19 protein-coding genes are annotated in these 18,428 nt (G+C 40.6%); 9 read left to right on the forward strand and 10 right to left on the reverse strand.

Annotated features, from left to right (window positions below):
* Nucleotides 1–38: 38 nt before the first annotated feature.
* The gene (locus F607_RS0104580) at nucleotides 39–704 is read right to left on the reverse strand and encodes a histidinol-phosphatase (RefSeq protein ID WP_027707122.1); all 666 of its coding nucleotides are present in this window, start codon (nucleotides 702–704) and stop codon (nucleotides 39–41) included.
* A 78-nt stretch (nucleotides 705–782) separates the two neighbouring features.
* Between F607_RS0104580 and mobA the strand changes: the two genes are divergently transcribed.
* Entirely contained in the window at nucleotides 783–1,391 is a 609-nt protein-coding gene (mobA, locus tag F607_RS28165) for a molybdenum cofactor guanylyltransferase (RefSeq protein WP_051310896.1), read from the forward strand.
* Here mobA and F607_RS0104590 read toward each other — a convergent pair.
* The 5 genes from F607_RS0104590 to napE form a co-directional block, all read right to left on the reverse strand.
* Complete coding sequence (locus F607_RS0104590; protein ID WP_027707123.1) at nucleotides 1,359–1,946, reverse strand: cytochrome c3 family protein; 588 nt, start codon at nucleotides 1,944–1,946, stop codon at nucleotides 1,359–1,361. The two genes, mobA and F607_RS0104590, sit on opposite strands and share 33 nt — an antisense overlap.
* Before the next feature lie 9 nt (nucleotides 1,947–1,955).
* Nucleotides 1,956–2,405, reverse strand: a complete 450-nt coding sequence (locus tag F607_RS0104595; RefSeq protein WP_027707124.1) for a nitrate reductase cytochrome c-type subunit — start codon at nucleotides 2,403–2,405, stop codon at nucleotides 1,956–1,958.
* Between the two features lie 17 nt (nucleotides 2,406–2,422).
* Nucleotides 2,423–4,918 carry a nitrate reductase catalytic subunit NapA gene (napA, locus tag F607_RS0104600; RefSeq protein ID WP_027707125.1) on the reverse strand — a complete coding sequence of 832 codons (2,496 nt, stop codon included), beginning with the start codon at nucleotides 4,916–4,918 and terminating at the stop codon, nucleotides 2,423–2,425.
* Entirely contained in the window at nucleotides 4,890–5,186 is a 297-nt protein-coding gene (locus F607_RS0104605; protein ID WP_027707126.1) for a chaperone NapD, read from the reverse strand. Before F607_RS0104605 ends, napA begins: the two co-directional genes overlap by 29 nt.
* 76 nt (nucleotides 5,187–5,262) lie before the next feature.
* Nucleotides 5,263–5,424 (reverse strand): periplasmic nitrate reductase, NapE protein, encoded by a 162-nt coding sequence (gene napE, locus F607_RS0104610; protein WP_027707127.1) that lies wholly within the window; start codon nucleotides 5,422–5,424, stop codon nucleotides 5,263–5,265.
* Between the two features lie 947 nt (nucleotides 5,425–6,371).
* On the opposite strand from napE, the gene rppH reads away from it, so the two are divergent.
* The 6 genes from rppH to F607_RS0104645 all read left to right on the forward strand — a co-directional run bounded on the left by rppH (nucleotide 6,372) and on the right by F607_RS0104645 (nucleotide 13,364).
* Nucleotides 6,372–6,896 (forward strand): RNA pyrophosphohydrolase, encoded by a 525-nt coding sequence (gene rppH, locus F607_RS0104615; protein ID WP_051310912.1) that lies wholly within the window; start codon nucleotides 6,372–6,374, stop codon nucleotides 6,894–6,896.
* A 107-nt stretch (nucleotides 6,897–7,003) separates the two neighbouring features.
* Nucleotides 7,004–9,280 (forward strand): phosphoenolpyruvate--protein phosphotransferase, encoded by a 2,277-nt coding sequence (ptsP, locus tag F607_RS0104620; RefSeq protein WP_027707129.1) that lies wholly within the window; start codon nucleotides 7,004–7,006, stop codon nucleotides 9,278–9,280.
* A gap of 77 nt (nucleotides 9,281–9,357) precedes the next feature.
* Nucleotides 9,358–10,158, forward strand: coding sequence for a sulfite exporter TauE/SafE family protein (locus F607_RS0104625; protein ID WP_027707130.1), 801 nt, complete (start codon nucleotides 9,358–9,360; stop codon nucleotides 10,156–10,158).
* 81 nt (nucleotides 10,159–10,239) lie between these two features.
* Nucleotides 10,240–11,094 carry a prolipoprotein diacylglyceryl transferase gene (lgt, locus tag F607_RS28170; protein ID WP_084611102.1) on the forward strand — a complete coding sequence of 285 codons (855 nt, stop codon included), beginning with the start codon at nucleotides 10,240–10,242 and terminating at the stop codon, nucleotides 11,092–11,094.
* A gap of 2 nt (nucleotides 11,095–11,096) precedes the next feature.
* On the forward strand, nucleotides 11,097–11,930 hold the full coding sequence (locus tag F607_RS0104635; RefSeq protein WP_027707131.1) for a thymidylate synthase: 834 nt from the start codon (nucleotides 11,097–11,099) through the stop codon (nucleotides 11,928–11,930).
* A gap of 798 nt (nucleotides 11,931–12,728) precedes the next feature.
* A complete protein-coding gene (locus F607_RS0104645) occupies nucleotides 12,729–13,364 on the forward strand; it encodes a hypothetical protein (protein ID WP_420864427.1) in 636 nt (211 codons plus the stop codon).
* A gap of 191 nt (nucleotides 13,365–13,555) precedes the next feature.
* Here the strand turns inward: F607_RS0104645 and F607_RS0104650 are convergent, their stop codons facing one another.
* Nucleotides 13,556–13,870 carry a MaoP family protein gene (locus F607_RS0104650; RefSeq protein WP_038290079.1) on the reverse strand — a complete coding sequence of 105 codons (315 nt, stop codon included), beginning with the start codon at nucleotides 13,868–13,870 and terminating at the stop codon, nucleotides 13,556–13,558.
* A 379-nt stretch (nucleotides 13,871–14,249) separates the two neighbouring features.
* A complete protein-coding gene (locus F607_RS28175) occupies nucleotides 14,250–14,486 on the reverse strand; it encodes a hypothetical protein (protein WP_038290082.1) in 237 nt (78 codons plus the stop codon).
* A gap of 823 nt (nucleotides 14,487–15,309) precedes the next feature.
* On the opposite strand from F607_RS28175, the gene F607_RS0104660 reads away from it, so the two are divergent.
* Nucleotides 15,310–16,098, forward strand: coding sequence for an alpha/beta fold hydrolase (locus F607_RS0104660; RefSeq protein ID WP_027707134.1), 789 nt, complete (start codon nucleotides 15,310–15,312; stop codon nucleotides 16,096–16,098).
* 102 nt (nucleotides 16,099–16,200) lie between these two features.
* A complete protein-coding gene (locus F607_RS0104665) occupies nucleotides 16,201–16,959 on the forward strand; it encodes a substrate-binding periplasmic protein (protein ID WP_027707135.1) in 759 nt (252 codons plus the stop codon).
* A gap of 44 nt (nucleotides 16,960–17,003) precedes the next feature.
* Here the strand turns inward: F607_RS0104665 and F607_RS28180 are convergent, their stop codons facing one another.
* Both F607_RS28180 and F607_RS0104675 read right to left on the reverse strand, forming a co-directional pair.
* Complete coding sequence (locus tag F607_RS28180) at nucleotides 17,004–17,318, reverse strand: DUF6482 family protein (protein WP_038290085.1); 315 nt, start codon at nucleotides 17,316–17,318, stop codon at nucleotides 17,004–17,006.
* A 182-nt stretch (nucleotides 17,319–17,500) separates the two neighbouring features.
* Nucleotides 17,501–18,142, reverse strand: coding sequence for a hypothetical protein (locus tag F607_RS0104675; RefSeq protein WP_051310898.1), 642 nt, complete (start codon nucleotides 18,140–18,142; stop codon nucleotides 17,501–17,503).
* Nucleotides 18,143–18,428: the final 286 nt, after the last annotated feature.

The following is an 18,428-nucleotide window of genomic DNA, read 5'->3' on the forward strand; positions in this document are numbered from 1 at the left end:
ATGCTAGCCAGTGGGTTTATAGGTTTTTGGAGAGATGATTAGTCCTCGTGTTGACTACGCAGTGAAATAATAGGCCAGCCTCGCTGTTCAGCTATTTGGGTTAGTTGTGGGTCAGGGTCAACGGCAACAGGGTGCTCTACTGTTTCGAGCAGGGGTAAATCATTGTGAGAGTCACTGTAGAAAAAACTACCCGCCAGATTATGGCTAGTTTGTTCCAGCCAAGCATTTAAGCGCTTAACTTTTCCAGCTTGAAAACACGGTGTACCAAATGGTTTCCCTGTGTATTCATTGTCGATTTCTTCTGGTGTGGTTGCTATTAAGTGATCAACGCTGAGCCGCTGTGCAATAGGTGTGGTGACAAATGCATTGGTCGCTGTAATAACCACTAAAGTATCACCTTGCTGGCGATGGTAGTTGAGTAGCTCTTGAGCTTTGGTTTGGAACATAGGCTCAATTTTTTGTTGCATAAAGAGTTGGTGCCAGTGGTCTAATGCTTGGCGAGAATGTTTGCCTAATGGTTCAAGCGCAAAATTTAGAAACTCATCAATGTTAAGCGTTCCTTGTACATACTGATCAAAGTAGGCTTCATGGGCGGCTAAAAAGCTGGCATCTGCAATGCCCTGTTCTACCATAAACTCGCCCCAGGCAAGGTCGCTATCGCCATTGATTAAGGTATGGTCAAGATCAAAAAGTGCTAGTGCCACAATATTCACCTACTTTATGGAAAAAAACTTAGCAGGCCATTATAGTCATTTGCTAAAGAAATGTGAGGGAGTCAGTCAATGTTTGATATGACAGAAGGTAATCCTGAGACGCTTGGTGTTATTTTGGCGGGAGGCTTATCTTCTCGAATGAAACAGGACAAAGCGCAACTTGTATTGCCAAATGGGTTGAGTTTATTAGCTCATGCCCAGAAGTTAATGGCGTCTGTGTCTGTCGCAGAGATAGTGATCAGTGGGTTGCAAGGTGTACCGGACCTCTACCCGGAGCGCGGACCTCTAGGCGGAATTTTTGCTGTGACTCAGCATTATCCAGAAATGCGTTTATTAGTTATTCCTGTTGATATGCCGTTGCTTCAACCTAAAGTTTTAAATGCATTGTTAGCTGAAAATAACCCGAATAATTTGCCTGTTGTATTTTCAGGTCAGCCTTTACCTTTATTATTGCCTGTCACTGAACATGTTGTAAGCTATTTAAATGGTGTTGTAGAAGGTAAAAATGCTGCTTCAATTAAATCAATGTTAGCAGAATTAAACTGTATTCAGTTACCAAAGCTGGACGATTACTATTTTTTTAACTGTAATACGCCTGAAGAATTTGATTCGGTTTGTCAGCATTTGAGGTTAATAAAACCCTGTTTACCAACCTTCTACACCAGACATATCGGGTAATTCATGAGCGATGCCTTTATGGCAATCGATACAGGTTTTTTCACCACTGGCGAGTGCAGTTGAATGTTGCTGTGCTGCCCGCTGACTTTGAGCGGTAAAGTCCATATAATCAAAGTTATGGCAGTTTCTACACTCTAACGAATCATTTGCTTTTAACCTGGCCCATTCATGTTCTGCAAGTTCTCTTCGTTTATTTAAAAACTTTTCTCGGGTATTAATGGTGCCAAATAATTTACCCCACACTTCTTTTGAAGCTTGCATTTTTCGTGCAATTTTATCTGTCCAGTCATGTGGTACATGGCAGTCTGAACATTTGGCGCGAACCCCTGAACGATTGCTAAAGTGGATAGTATTTTGTAATTCGTTATAAACATTGTCACGCATTTCATGGCAGCCAATACAAAAAGTCTCTGTATTAGTAAATTCCATAGCAGTATTAAAGCCCCCCCAAAAAATAATGCCTGCAATGAATCCACCTATCGTGAGAAAACCCAGACTAAAATGAATGCTGGGGTGCCATAAGAGCTGCCAATAATGTTTAATTTTATTCCACACAGTGATGCCCTAATTTTTATTTGTTTCAATTACTTCATACATATCTTTAAACTGATTTTTTCCCATAGGAGGTGAGTCAGTTTGTGTGACATGACATTGCAAACAAAAATAGCGTCTTGGTGATATTTCAGCCCTGAAATTACCGTCTCGGTCCATAAAGTGGGTAACGCTCACCATGGGTGCTTGTGATGCTTGTGTTCGTTCTCTACTATGGCATGACATACATTTATTGGTATTTAAATCCACCTGATAATTGCGAATTTTATGCGGAATAACAGGGGGCTGCATGGGGTAATTACGTTCTTGGCGAATATCTGTGTTGACGACATTGGCCATAGAGGGTGGTTCAGCTTCTTCAGTGATAGCCTGATTAGGACGAAGTGTAGTAATGCTTTCCTCAGCAAATACTGCGATGGCAATTAATAGGAGTGCTGGAAAAAGTAGTCTTTTTTTATTCATGATTAATCGCCCTTAGCCTATACTTTGACAACTTTAACAGCACACTTTTTGAAATCCGTTTGTTTGGAAATAGGATCAGTAGCATCCAACGTGACTTTATTAATTAGCTGGCTGGCATCAAACCAAGGTACAAAAACCAAGCCTTTGGGTGGTTTATTTCGTCCTCGTGTTTCTACCCGTGTTTGGATGGCTCCACGGCGTGAAATGACTTTGACAGCATCTCCCCGCCTTAAACTTCGTGATCGTGCATCTTCAGGATGCATGTATATGACAGCATCTGGATATGATAAATAGAGTTCAGGGACACGTTGAGTCATGGAGCCTGAATGCCAGTGCTCCAGAACTCTTCCGGTACAAAGCCATAAGTCATATTCGTTATCAGGGGACTCAGCGGGTGGCTCATAGGGCAGAGCAAAAATGATGGCTCTACCATCAGGTTTTCCGTAAAAATGTACATCTTGTCCAGATTTTACATAAGGGTCAAAACCCTCTCGATAACGCCATTTTGTTTCCTTTCCATCAACGACGGGCCACCTTAAGCCACGAGTCTCGTGATAAGTTTCGAAACTTGCTAAATCATGACCATGACCTCTACCGAAGGTTGCGTACTCTTCAAAAAGCCCTTTTTGCAGATAAAAACCAAACGCTTGAGACTCGTCATTATCATAACCATCGGTTATTTCTTTTAAAGAATATTTATCCACCTGACCATTTTTGAATAATACGTCAAAAAGCGTTTTATTTTTGTAGTCAGGATTTTTTTCTAGGATATCCGCAGGCCAAACTTCATCTGTCGTGAAGTACTTCGAGAACTCAACAACTTGCCATAAATCGGACTTGGCTTCTCCTGGTGCTTTAGTGAGCTGATGCCAAAACTGTGTACGTCGTTCAGCATTGCCATAAGCGCCTTCTTTCTCGATCCACATGGCTGTGGGTAAAATTAAATCAGCAGCTTGAGCGGTTACCGTAGGATAAGCATCAGAGACAACAATAAAGTTGTCAGGGTTACGATAACCAGGATAGCCTTCTTGATTAAGGTTCGCTGCTGCTTGAAGATTATTATTGACCTGTATCCAATAAGCATTAATAACGCTATCTTTCAGCATTCTGTTATGTTGAACAGCATGAAACCCTGGTTTTTCAGGAATAATATTGCTGGGAAGTCGCCATATTTTTTCTGCCATTGCTCGATGCTCTGGATTTTTTACTACCATGTCTGCGGGTAGACGATGACAGAAAGTACCCACCTCACGTGCAGTACCACAGGCTGAAGGTTGTCCTGTTAAGGAAAAGGGGCTGTTACCGGGTGAAGCAATTTTGCCCGTTAATAAGTGAATATTGTAAATAAGATTATTACACCAGACGCCGCGTGTGTGCTGATTAAAACCCATTGTCCAAAATGATGTGACTTTAATTTTAGGATCAGCATATAGTTCGGCGAGTTGATTAAGTTTTTCGACAGATACCCCTGATAACTTGGAAACATAATCTGCTGTATATTTACTGACAAATTTTGCAAATTCATCAATGGTAATGGGTTTTGAACCACCAGGGTCATTCGCAAATTTTGCACTTTTTTCTAAGGGATGTTCAGGCCGAAGTCCGTAGCCAATATCCTGATTACCTAAGCGAAAATTAACATGCTTATTCACAAAGGTATGGTTTATTTTATCGTTACTGATAATGTAATGAGCAATAAAATTAAGAATGGCTAAATCTGTTTGTGGCGAAAAAATTATAGGAATATCCGCCAGTTCATAACAGCGGTGTTCATAGGTTGATAATACAGAAACTTTTACATGGGGATAGCTCAGGCGTCGATCAGTGAGTCGGGTCCAAAGGATGGGGTGCATTTCAGCCATGTTGGATCCCCAAAGGACAAATGCATCGGCATGCTCAATATCATCATAACACCCCATAGGCTCATCTATCCCAAAGGTACGCATAAATCCTGCTACAGCACTTGCCATGCAATGACGGGCATTGGGTTCAATATTATTAGACAGAAAGCCTGCTTTCATGAGCTTGACTGCGGCATATCCTTCCCAGACTGTCCATTGGCCGGAACCAAACATACCCACAGATGTAGGTCCTTTTTTCTTGAGTGACTGTTTGAATTTGTCTGCCATGACGGTAAATGCTTGTTCCCAGGTTACGGGAGTGAATTCACCATTTTTATCGTATTTTCCATTATTCATGCGCAGCAGCGGCTGTGTGAGACGATCTTCGCCGTATAAAATTTTAGAGAGAAAATAGCCTTTAACACAATTTAAGCCACGGTTGACTTCGCTTTTGATATCGCCGTGTGTAGCGACTACACGCCCTTCTTTTGTTGCAACATGGACACTGCACCCTGTACCGCAAAAGCGACATGGTGCTTTATTCCAATTTAAAGCGGTTTTTTCTGCAGAGGTGATAATATTACTGGTCTCTGCACTAATAGGTAGCCCAGCAGCAGTGGCGGCGGCAAAGGCTGCTTGTGCTTTAATGAAGGCTCTTCTCGAAAAACTCATGGGCAACCTCATTGTCAGCTGCGTAATGAAAAACTAATTGGCAGGAAATAACATAAGGTAAATGAGAGAATGTTTTTAGACTGCTCATTAAACTTGAGTAATCAGGAGACTCTAATAACGCAATAATTTTACCTTTTCCATCAGTGCTATAGACTTCGATGCCTGCTTGTGATTGAAGTGCAGGAATAACTTGCTTATTCTTGTCGGGAAGGCAATAAATAATGATGCTGCTAATGTGAGGCAATGAATCAGCGTTGCAAGAAGGCATTAAAATATTCCATTGTTTTAAATTTTGACGGGTATAGTTTTTTATTATTTATTGATCGATCATTATAAAATGAATTCTATCCTGGGGGACCTGGTGGTCCTGTTAATATCTGGCTTATCCATACAATAAAACCAAAACCGCCGACAAAAATGATAGATAATAATGGTGCAAGAACAACGGTTAAAAATAAAAAAAGTAGGAGCTCTTCATGCTTTTGCTTGTTTGTACTGTCAGACATAAGTCGCTCCAATGATTAAAAAATTTTATTTTAATGTGGTAAGCCTTGGGTGTGATAAAAAAATGGCCTGATACTGGTAGTACAGATACGATACAGTTAAGAGTACATGTGAAAATATGAAGCTGCCTTTAGATTTATAGAAATTTTTTAAATAGATCGTTGTGCTTTAAAAAATTAATGACATTACAGGTTTATAAAAATAAATGATACCTCTTAATGGGTATTTACTTGCCAGTGATTTTTGTAACCCAAAACCATAAGAATAGAAACAGGAATAGAAATCATTGAGGATGACTAACTTTTCTGATTCTTTTTGTTTAATTAATAGATTTATTGTTAATCGCCAAGGTTATAGCCCAAAATCAAGATTTTTTAGTGGGGCTAGTTTGATCTGTTAAGGCTAGCGATAGCAATCACAACTGTTTTAAATGTGTTCGCTGGACTATCAAGCGATAAAGCCACTGAGCAAGTTTACTGCTGTGAAACTTACTAGTAGCGATTTTAATTTAGTAACGACTTTAATGGATAGTACAGTGTTGATGTTCCATTAGGCTATGTGTGCTATGGGTAACACGCATAAAAATGATGCGTGAAGTTATTGCTATTTAAGAGGTAGCTTGACGTTGGAGGCGTTTTTAAAATTACGCTGTTTATCAACTTGTCTCAGTATGGTCTGTAACAATTGCTTAAGAAAATGTAACAGCAATGCTGGATAACTATTCTTAAGCTAAACAGTTGTTTTATATGCACGTTAGTTTGTTGTGTTTTGTAATGCATTAGCGTTGTTTAAATATGTGAGGCAACTTTTTGTTATGCTTAGTGAGTAAGCTTTATATGCTTGAGCCTAGAATACTAAAGGTGCAGAAGCCTTTATTAGAATTGCTCTAGGGTAGTGGTTTGTGGAACAATGACTCAGATGATAAAAACACGATATTGCGATGCAGGCTATGGTAGAGAGCCGTCCCGAAAATCAATGTGGCGTAGGCGGTATAGATCCTGATGGTTTCAGGCCAAATGTGGGGATTATCCTCATTAATAATGATGCCCAAGTATTATGGGCCCGACGAAGAGGGCAGGACGCTTGGCAGTTTCCTCAAGGTGGGATTAACCCTGAAGAAGCACCTGAGCAGGCAATGTATCGAGAGCTACATGAAGAAATTGGCTTGCGACCAGAGGATGTAGAAATTATTGGCTGCACGCGAGGTTGGCTACGTTATCGGTTACCCAAACGTCTGGTGCGTTATAATACAATACCCATTTGTGTAGGCCAGAAGCAAAAGTGGTACTTACTCCGGTTGCTTGTTGATGACAGCAAAGTCTCGGTTACACGAGGAGAAAGCCCTGAGTTCGACGCTTGGCGCTGGGTGAGTTACTGGTATCCTCTAGGGCAGGTGATCACATTTAAGCGTGAAGTGTATCGGCGCGCGATGAAAGAGCTGTCATCACGCCTTTGTCGAGTTAACCAGGAGTGAATGATACGGGCCACCTTTTACGAGGTTTAGCTTTGGTAAATATAATATAGATCATAGGTGCCATCTGGGTTTATGGCGCAAATGATGATGACTGGATTTGACACACGATGCTCAACACATTGCGGAGGATTGTTCAGGATGTAAATGCAGCGCATGACTTACAGTCTGCGTTGGCCATTATTGTTGCTGAAGTCCGTAAAGCAATGAATACGGAAGTTTGCTCGGTTTATTTGTTTGATCAAGAGACCAGTGAATATACTTTACGAGCAACCGAAGGACTAAAGAAGTCAGCGATAGGCATTCGACTAGGACGTTCTGAAGGGCTTGTGGGTCAAGTGGGTTTGCGCGAAGAACCTATTAACCTTGATGATGCACCTTTACACCCTAAATACCGTTATCTGGAAGAAACGGGAGAAGCACCCTTCCATGCCTTTTTAGGCGTTCCTATTATTCACCACCGAAAAATTTTAGGCGTACTTGTTGTTCAGCAGCGAGAGCGCAGGTGTTTTGAAGAAAGTGAAGAGTCTTTTTTAGTCACCATGTCTGCACAGTTGGCGGGTGTTATTGCTCATGCTGAAGCGACAGGTGCCATTAAGCAAGATAATTACTCTCAGTTGGGTGAAGTAAAACAGGCCGCACGCTTTAATGGCGTTGCAGGAGCTCCTGGTGTGGCAATTGGTGTTGCTGTTGCAGTGTTACCTCCGGCTTTTTTAAATGGTGTGCCTGATCAAACCTGTGAGGATATTGATGCTGAACTAGCGCATTTTCAGCATGCCCTTGAATCAGTAAGAGACGACTTACGTCGAACATCTTCAAAGCTTGCTGATCATATTCGTCCTGAGGAGCAGGCTCTATTTGATGTTTATTTACGTATGCTTGACGATAATGCGCTGGGCGCTGAGGTCAGTGACCTTATTCGTCAAGGTCAGTGGGCACAAGGCGCTTTGCGACGTGTAATTGATGAACATGTACGCAATTTTGAAATGATGGAAGATCCTTACTTACGGGAGCGTGCCGTTGATGTTAAGGATCTTGGCCGTCGTGTACTTGCTTACCTTCAAGAGCAGCAGACGGTCAATATTCAGTACCCAGACCAGACTATTTTAGTCAGTGAAGAGTTAACACCCGTTATGTTGGGTGAGGTTGCTAAGGAAAAACTTGTTGGACTTGTGTCTGTACAAGGATCTGGTAACTCTCATGTGGCTATTTTAGCTCGGGCCATGGGTATACCAACCGTTATGGGGGCACTCGATTTGCCCTATACTCAGCTAAATGGCAAACAACTTATTGTCGATGGCAACGTTGGGCGGGTTTATCTAAGCCCTTCTGATGAGTTACGTGCTTATTACCAAGAAGTTGTTGATGAAGAAAAGCTGTTTATTGCGGGCTTAGAGTCACTGAAAAATTTGCCTTGTGTATCACTAGATAACTGTCGTATACCTTTGTGGGTTAATACAGGACTTATTACAGATGTGATGCGCTCACTAGATAGAGGTGCTGAGGGTGTTGGACTGTATCGGACAGAAGTGCCGTTTATGATCCGTGAGCGCTTTCCTAGTGAGAACGAACAACAGGAGATTTATCGTAGTCAACTTGAAGCCTTTGCGCCTAACCCCGTCACTATGCGTACGTTAGATATTGGGGGTGATAAATCACTGTCTTACTTCCCGATCAAAGAGGATAACCCTTTCTTAGGGTGGCGTGGAATCAGAGTCACACTGGATCACCCTGAAATTTTCTTGGTGCAGATCCGGGCAATGCTTAAGGCAAGTGCGGGGTTAAATAATTTACGCATTATGTTGCCGATGATATCCAGTGTGTCTGAAGTTGATGATGCGTTACACCTGATTCATCGGGCTTACGGGGAAGTTGTGACTGAGGGCTGTAATGTTGCACTACCGCCAATTGGTGTGATGATCGAAGTGCCTGCTGCGGTATACCAGGTGTCGGAGTTAGCAAGGCGAGTTGATTTTGTCTCTATTGGTAGTAATGACCTCACTCAGTACTTATTAGCGGTTGATCGCAATAACCCTCGTGTTGCAGAGCTTTATCATTCTTTTCACCCAGCAGTTTTGACAGCATTACAAGCAGTGGTAAGAGATACGCATCGTGTTGGCAAGCCCGTGAGTATTTGTGGTGAAATGGCGGGAGACCCTGTTGCGTCATTGCTCTTAGTTGCTATGGGGTTCGACGTGTTGTCAATGAATGCAACTAATTTACCCAAAGTTAAGTGGTTGTTGAGGCAAATCTCTGTAAGCTGGGCAAAAGAGCTTTTACAGTCTGTATTGAAAATGGATAACCCTCACTTGATTAGCAGTACCATAGAGCTGGCTTTACGTAAAAAAGGCTTAGGAAAAATAATTACGCCCAGTAAAGCTCAGTAAACAGTAAAGCTTGGCAAAATACAGTGAAATATATGAGTGCCAATGCTTCATTCCTTTCATCTTACCTCTAAAAAAACATGTTACTACTAGGCTTTTATCTTACGTTAGGTGCTCTAGCAGGATTACTTGCAGGATTGTTTGGTATTGGCGGTGGCTTAATTATTGTACCGGTTCTTTTATACAGTTTTACTCTTCAGCAAATTTCACCAGCTGTAGTAACTCACCTAGCCATTGGTACATCGTTAGCTTCTATAGCTGTTACTGCATCAAGCTCCATGATTGCCCATTTAAGCCATAGTTTACTGCCTTGGCGAAAGTTTATGGGACTAGTATTTGGGGTCATTGTCGGAAGTGCTTTGGGAGGATGGCTTGCTACATTTATTGGCGGAGTATGGCTAATAAAGGGCTTTGGTGCTTTTGCCATGGTTATGGCTGCTCAAATGGTGTTAAGCAAAAAAAAAGTCTCTGACAATATTACAGGTCAGTTGCCGGATTTATCACGACAGATTACTTATGGTGGAGTAATCGGCTCAATTTCTGCGGTCTTTGGAATTGGCGGGGGTACTCTGACTGTTCCTGCACTTCGTTGGCATAATGTATCTATGCAGCATGCTGTTGCCATTGCTGCAACGTGCAGCTTCCCTCTGGCGACCGTTGGAGCGTTAAGTTATGGTTGGCATGGGTGGGGGCACGAAGGACTCCCTGACTGGTCAACAGGTTATGTCTATTGGCCTGCTCTATTAGGTATCAATGCAACAAGTATTTGGTTTGCAAAAATCGGTGCTAAGTTTGCGCATCAATTACCAGAAGATAAACTGCAGTTGGCATTTGCGGCTGTATTGTTTTTAGTGGGTATAGATTTTTTACTGTTCACATAATAGCCATCGCTGCGGGCTGCTAAGCACGTTATAATGCCTGGATGACTCACTATTCTTCATGACGAGGAGAAGGATTACACTGTGTATGTACATGATATAGACCCTATTGCACTCCAGTTAGGCCCATTAAAAGTGTACTGGTATGGTTTGATGTATTTGGTTGGTTTTGCGGCGGGCTGGGTATTGATGTCGTATCGAGCCAAACGTTCAAATGGACTTTGGCAAGTAGAACATGTTTCAGATTTACTGTTTTATATTGCGCTTGGGGTCATTTTGGGTGGTCGAATTGGCTCTATGCTGTTTTATCACTTTGATGCTTGGTTGGAGAACCCATTACAGCTATTTAAAGTATGGGATGGCGGAATGTCATTTCATGGCGGGTTACTCGGTGTACTCATTGCGATGTATTTCTATGGGAAAAAAATCAATAAATCATTTTTCCAGATGACAGACTTTATTGCACCTATGGTACCTCTGGGTCTAGCTGCAGGAAGAGTGGGTAACTTTATTAATGGTGAACTTTATGGACGAGTGACGGATGTCCCCTGGGCAATGGTTTTCCCACAAGGCGGTGAACTAGCTCGTCATCCTTCCATGTTATATGAAGGTGTCTTAGAAGGCATTCTGCTGTTTATTGTATTATGGTGGTATTCCGCTAAACCAAGGCCTCGAATGGCTGTGTCTGGCCTCTTCTTATTGGGTTATGGTCTTGCTCGTTTTACGGTGGAGTTTTTCCGTGAACCTGATAGTCATTTAGGCTTTATCGCATTTGATTGGCTGACTATGGGGCAGTTGCTCACATTGCCAATGATTATTTTGGGTATTGCCTTTATGGTTTATGCTTATCGCTGTCGGGCATTGGTAGATGGTATGAATACCGATGATCGAACATATATGCGACATCATGCACCCGTAGCGAGTGAACAGGTGAAATAAAGATGAAACAATATTTAGCACTTATGCAGCATGTGTATGATCATGGTGTTTTCAGGAATGACCGGACGGGTACAGGCGCTTATAGTGTCTTTGGTTACCAGATGCGCTTTGACTTGCAACAAGGCTTTCCTCTGGTAACAACCAAAAAGTGCCATTTACGCTCAATTATTCATGAGCTGTTATGGTTTTTAAAAGGTGATACTAATATCGGTTATTTACAGGAAAATGGTGTTTCCATTTGGAATGAATGGGCAACTGATGAGGGTGAGCTAGGTCCCGTCTACGGTAAACAGTGGCGCTCCTGGGAAGGCGCTAATGGTGAGGTAGTAGATCAGCTTAGCCAGCTTATCTATGATATAAAAACGAATCCCAACTCCCGTCGACTTGTCGTGAGTGCATGGAATCCTACGGTGTTACCTGATACGTCTATCTCGCCAAAAGAAAATGCTGTTATTGGCAAGCAAGCATTGCCTCCTTGTCATTGTTTGTTTCAGTTTTATGTTGCTGATGGAAAGTTGTCGTGTCAGCTTTATCAGCGCAGTGCGGATATATTTCTTGGGGTACCTTTTAATATTGCCTCTTATGCTCTCTTAACGATGATGATTGCACAGGTGTGTGATTTGCAGTTGGGTGAGTTTGTCCATACACTAGGTGATGCACACTTATACGCTAATCACTTAGAACAAGCTAAAACCCAGTTGGAACGTAATCCTTTGCCACTACCGACAATGCGAATCAATCCAGAGGTTAAAGACTTATTTGCATTTACCTTTGATGACTTTACGTTAGAGAATTATCAATTTCATCCGCATATTAAGGCGCCAATTGCGGTGTAACTAAACGCTTAATGGCATTATATGTCTTGTGAAAAAGGTGTTTTCTCAATGAGAAAGCACCTTTTTTTATGGTTACATTAATCTTTGACTTTTTCAGTTTTCCGCGATTATTTTTCATATTGAACTCAGTGTAGCTTATACCCTTCGCTCTTCACCTCAGTCACTTATTAATATAACCGCCCAGCAGCGTTGTTATATCAATTAAAGTGGCTACCGCAAGTTTCACAGCAGTAAACTTGCCCAGGGGCTTCATCGCTTGACGGCCGCACCCTTGTGCCCTTGGGGTATAAAAATACCTCGCTGTGGGTATAGTTATCAACTTTTTTTTAGAAAGCATTTTTTTGTTGAACTTATTCACATAGTAGATCAATACTAATTATGCCAACTGTCGTCTTAATGTAGCATTCTTGGGATTAATAGTCGCGTTTCATTAAACTTTTCATGTTGTTAGTTTATATCCTTCACTGTAGGTATATTATCGCTACTCCTGAAATTTTATGAATTCCCTTTTGAGATAAACTGCTGTCCAAGCATAAAGTTTATGATGTTGTTTAAAAGTATACCTATGATCATGGATGTTAGTAGGTATAGGTTGCTATTTACTAAAGGAACATAAGACTGATGTTAACAAAATCTTGGAAATTAATGCGTAGTTTGCTTGCTGTTACCAGTATTATTTTAATTATCTTGCCTCATAATGTAACAGCACAAGATGCGAGTGAGGAAGTGGGATTGTTTTTTAATCAGGCAACGTACCAATGCATGCTGAGTCAGCAGGTAATAAAGGATTATATGCTGTTGGGTGTTGAAGTTGATGTCGCTGAAACATCAGTTGAAATGAAAGAAAGTATCAAGGCTTTTGATAACATGCTTAAGGATTTTAAGCGTAAAGAATTATCTGAAACCTTAAAAAGTGCTATAGAAAAACTAGAACAAGACTGGAAAAAGACAAAGCCATTATTAACTAAAAGAGCAACTAAATATGGAGGTGAACAGTTGCTGTCAAGAAATGTTGATTTATATAAAAGTTGTAGTCAGTTTGTTGAAACTGTAGCGCAGGGTATCTCCTCACGTTATAAAAACATGATGATGGCAACAGCTAAGCAAAGAATTTTAGCGCAACAGATGGTTTTGTATTACACAGCTTATGCCTGGGGGTTTAGAGAGCCGCAAATAGAGGAAGCGCTGTCCAAATTTAATAAAGAGTTTAATGTGGGTGTGATATTGCTTAGTAAGAATAATACTAATGTTGCAGATATAAATAATGCCATTAAAAAAATCAAGTCACACTGGATATATGCCAAAAAGGGTATGAGTAAATACCACGAAAAAAAGTTTGTACCTCACTTGGTTGCAGCCTCAATGGGGTCAATAGTTAGAGAATTAAATAAAGTGGTAAGCTTATATCAGGATCTCATTGATAGAAGCGTTTAACTACTGAGTTTTTTACAAGAGCAGTAATGGCATATTTTTAAGCCCCAATTGCTGAATTTAATGAGTGGTTGGGGTGTATAAAAATAGCTAACTGCTAGCTTGTCATATTAAATAAATAGAGCTGTCTATACTATCGCTAATAATATGAAACATCTGACAGCTAATGCTAATGGTTTATCTACCAAGAGGATTTAATCCTCATCAAAGTAAACAGCGGTATAAGCATCTTCCATGTTAATTTTATTAAGGTACTTCATCCATGTTTTTTCCACAAAGGTTGAAGGTGCTGCTTCTCCGCGAACGACCCTTACAAAGTTAGCTTCTTCATCTGACTGAGGTTCTCGAGACCCCTCACTGAGTGCTTTTAAGGCATCGCCTATAGATGTCAGTGTATTGGATTCTCTAATTGAGAAAAAACCAGACCGTTGAAATCCATAAGGGAAATGAACATCATCAAAGAAGCGCTTGACGGTGTTGAAGCTCTGACTGAGTGTAGCAGTACTCATTGGCCATATCCTATCGAATGTGACTAACCTATAGCATTTCTACAGTGAGTAAACCACCAGTATTTCTGAGTTGGTTCAAGGTAATCAATATGCCAAAACTCAACCAATGTCAATTACAAAATAAACTAATTTTAGGTAGCCGGTAGAGGCTAGTTTTTAGGTACTTATAATCGTTCATTTCAGTGTTAAGTAAACACTAATAAGAAACGCTCATTTTAGTAACTAGTACGTCGCGGTTGCTAGACGATATGTCATTTAGCCGTTTAAGAGTTATACTGCTTAGCTTTTCTGCGACGTATAGTTAGGGAGAGAAAAGTGTAATCAACTTTGTAACAGGATGTTCTCTTATCGTTAGTCGATACAAGTCAGGATAAGTTGATTAGGGGTTAAAGTCGTCAGTCTCTCCCATTAAAAAGGCGATACATTTTTGTGTGTAGTTTTCATGCTTTTCTGCGGGAACCTTATCTTCTTTTGCCCATTCCTTACAGGTTTCTGCCGCTTCTTGGCGGATTTCTGCATCTGTGGCATTTTGATTTGAGCGCGCTTCAGCCAAGGCAGCACTGTTCATGCAAAAAGAGATAATAATGCTTACTGCTGTTGTGAGTAATAACTTCATTAATGCAGATCCTTTGTATAAAGTATGATCAATATGAAAGGTACTGTATTATTCAAATTAATGAGTACTTTTCAGTTCGTAATTTCCGTATATTTTAAAATATAGTGATAATTGTTTTGTTTTCTAAGTAAATTGTTATAACAGGGAAATGTGTGTCTGAAGGTGCGTAGCTAAAAAACAGGATCTTAAAACTGTTTATTTTAACTTTAGTGCTTTACTTCAAAAAGTATAAGTAATCATTGAAAGTGCTCCTATTTTGCCCAATGTATAGCGCTAGAATCTAAGCGGCTTGATGTAGTAGTTTGAGCATGATAGCTAGTTTAATCGTTAAATTTTATAAAACCCTTATTGAAGGAAAAGTTAAAATTATTGTAGAGATAATGATCTGACATTCGCAGCTTTGTATTGTTGCAAGAGAGGTACAATAATTTTTTATTTAGTGAATAATTTAGCAGTTTAATGCGTACTTGCCTTCTGGAACAGAAAGGATAACTTACTTTATGCTTTGTGCTCTAATCATTGGCTTTGCTTGTTAAAATCTTAGTACAGCTTAGTTTTGCGTAGTCAATGTGATTTTCCACTATTTCCTGAAAGATACTTCTGTAATGTTGAAAGTGAGCTCCCATATTATCTTTGTGATGTTGGAAAGCGGCTTTCCTGTTTCTTCATCACTAAGATAAGCTGCCCATCACTCACTATGTCATGTTAAGGTTGTATACCCTTTGTTATGGGTATATGTCATTCGCTTTGAGGTTATCCTCTGAAGCGTATTAGCAGATATAAGGTATACCTTCAGTAATATCCACACACTTTTTGAGGTTGCATGTTTGATTTGTATTATCGTCAGCAAGGGATACAAGGAAACCCTCCAGTAGTTTTACTGCATGGGTTATTTGGATCGCTAGAAAACTTAGGTGCTGTTGCTAAAGTGCTTGCTGAGGACTTTTCTGTTTATTCCATTGACTTGCGTAACCATGGACGCTCACCACATCATGAAATGATGAACTATGAGTTAATGGCAAATGATGTCATTCGTTTTATGGACTCACTTAACTTGACTGAAGCCGTGCTTTTGGGGCACTCAATGGGTGGAAAGGTTGCTATGGAAGTTGCTTTGCGGGCACCTGATCGTGTTTCAGGGTTAATCGTCGCAGATATTGCACCAATTCGTTACCCTCCTCATCATCATCAGGTTTTTGCTGGGCTTCAAGGGCTAGCATTGTCTGCTATTACCTCTCGAGTACAAGCGGATAAAGAATTAGCGGCCTATATAAATGAAGCTTCCGTGCGCAGTTTTTTGCTAAAAAACTTAGTGAAAACCTCGGCTTCTGGCTTTCAGTGGCGCATGAACCTTTCTGCCATTGCTAAGCACTATGAACATATCATGGCAGGGCAGAGTAGCGAGTCATCTTATGATAAACCCGTGTTGTTTATTAAAGGTGGTTCCTCTGATTATATTTTGCCGCGTCATCAGGATGCTATTTTGTCTCTGTTCCCGGCAGCAGGTGTAAAAATAATACAAAATGCAGGTCACTGGCTGCATGCTGAAAAACCCGCTCTCTTTAACAGGATTGTGAGTCAGTTTTTGAGATCAATTCTTATTGCGCAATGAGGTGCTAAGCATTTGTTCCTGCCCTCTGAAAAAAGCTTTCGTGAAGTATATTGCTCGTATTCTATGCTAAAGAGTGAAAATAGCATTAAGTGATGTTAGCGCATGGTGGGTAAGTGGGTTTCGTTATTTGTCGTGTTATTTGTGGGCCCAGCATGGAGTGGGAGTGGACAGCTGGTGGTTGCGGCTACAGAGTGGGCTCCTTACTCAGGTACAGAGTTACTCAATAAAGGCTTTTCCCCCGAGCTGTTTTCTGTAGCTATGTCAAGAAAGAGCTATGAAGTAGATGTCGTTATACTCCCTTGGTCAAGAGCATTGAAAGGTACTTATGATGGTACATTTGATGCGTTACTTGATGTTTGGTATAGCGACGAGCGGGCAAGAAAGATGGTCTTTTCTAAGCCATATATGACAAACCGTATTAAGTTTATCAAGCGTGTGGACAGCAATATTGTGAGTACGGACTTTGCGGACTTGAGGCATTATGAGATAGGTGTTGTTCGTGATTATGCTTATGAACCCCAATTTGATATGAGTCCAGTACTTAAGAAGTCTCCAGAAAGAACGTTCTTAGTGAATTTATACAAGCTGGTTAAACATCGAATAGATTTAACCCTAGAAGATGAGTTTGTAGCTCGTTTTGAAATTGCACACAAAGCACCAGAACTTCAAAGCTTGGTGTCATTTTTACCTGATCCTTTATCAGAGAATAATCTCTATGTCGGATTCAGTAAAAATAATGAGCATGTGAAAACCGTGGTTACTGATTTTGATGATAGCCTAAGATCGCTTATTCTTGATGGAACGTATGAACGCCTTAAAGCGAAGCATGGCATTTTATGGCGCTGGGATTATCAACCCTAGTAGTGTGTTAACAGGCCCTTAGTAAATTACTTTTCAATTAAGCTTCAGTGAAGGTTTTGACTGTTTATAGGGTAAAAGTCTTTTTGCCCCATACTCTCACTGTCATGGCTGCGTAGCCCTATCATTTCATCATAAGCTGAGTAGTGAGCGTGTTCTGTGTCACATACAGCTAGACCATCGAACGCATCTCTTACGCTGGCTAAGCTTGGGAAAACTCGTGGTTTATTATCTTTGTCATTTAAAACCAAGAATTTTCGATCATGAATTTGAACTTCAGCCATGTAGATATCACCTTCAAAAGACAAGATTAATAATCGGTGAATAGGCAGGTGATGATTGCGAATACGTTTCAGATTCATGGCGTGCCCCCATAGGGTGCCTGCTAAGGGAATACATGTTAACTGTAGTCAAGAAACCTGCGCTCAACCAACTATAAAGTACTAGTTGAGTATGAATAGTTTTAGGTTGAGTTGTCGCAGTGAATGAAGATAGCTTAAGGGCTATACGGCACCAGTATTAAAGCTGTTAAAGGTTGCAGCTGTCAGATAGGAAGAAAAGTTGTTGTTGCCACTCCCCTAACCAGAAAGTTGATTGTGCGATCATTTTTACTGGAAACAATCTGAGCCATCATATCTTGCAGCATGATCATTTTGCCAAAAAGTCGCTCAAAACTTAGGTTGACCGCATCCTGTTGTAATGAGTTAGTAATCAAGTAAGGTTTTCCTGAGGGGGTTTTACGAGACTGTAAACGCCAAGCCAGAATTTCCAGGTTACGTGCACTGTTATAAAGTTTTTGTTGGTTTAGTTCATCAAGAATGAAAAACTCATCATGATAGTCATAGCTTTGTCGAATCATGTCAGTTAAACCTGCCATCACCGCCATGACACGATCACCATTAAAAGAGTCATCAAACGCGAGAAGGATCGCATCAGTACTGGCTTTTCGTTTTAGCTCAGGTAAACGTATAGGTCCATAATGATCAAATAGAAGGGTTTGACGTTGTTTAATCGTTGCTCCAGACTTATACAACTCACGTGGATTGCGCTTATAAAGCTTTTCCATCAATGTTGCTAGGTGTTTTCGCATTTCAGCGCGTACTGTGTCTGCAACAAAGTCAGTATCCGATTTAGCGAGGTTTTCGACGCGAAAAGGTTGGCTTCCACAACCAGCAATTAGTGTCATACAACAGAAAATGTATAAGCATTTTTTACAACGCTGAAACACAGTGTTCACCCATTTAAAAAAACAGATTGCAAACAATTATAGTTAAAGAAGAAATACTTGCTGTAGATATAAGTAGACACCACTTGTGCTCAGAAGTGCCTGGAAGCAGTTTTGTAGCCTACATTTTGGGTATTTATATACATTGTAAGTATCAATTCTCCATATTTTAATTTTGTTTCAACGGCATTCGTATATTATGAAACTATGTTTTACAGGCTTATGGCTCTCGGTTTTTAGATAATAT

The organism is Zooshikella ganghwensis DSM 15267 (assembly GCF_000428585.1).
In the GTDB taxonomy this organism is placed as follows: Bacteria; Pseudomonadota; Gammaproteobacteria; order Pseudomonadales; family Zooshikellaceae; genus Zooshikella; species Zooshikella ganghwensis.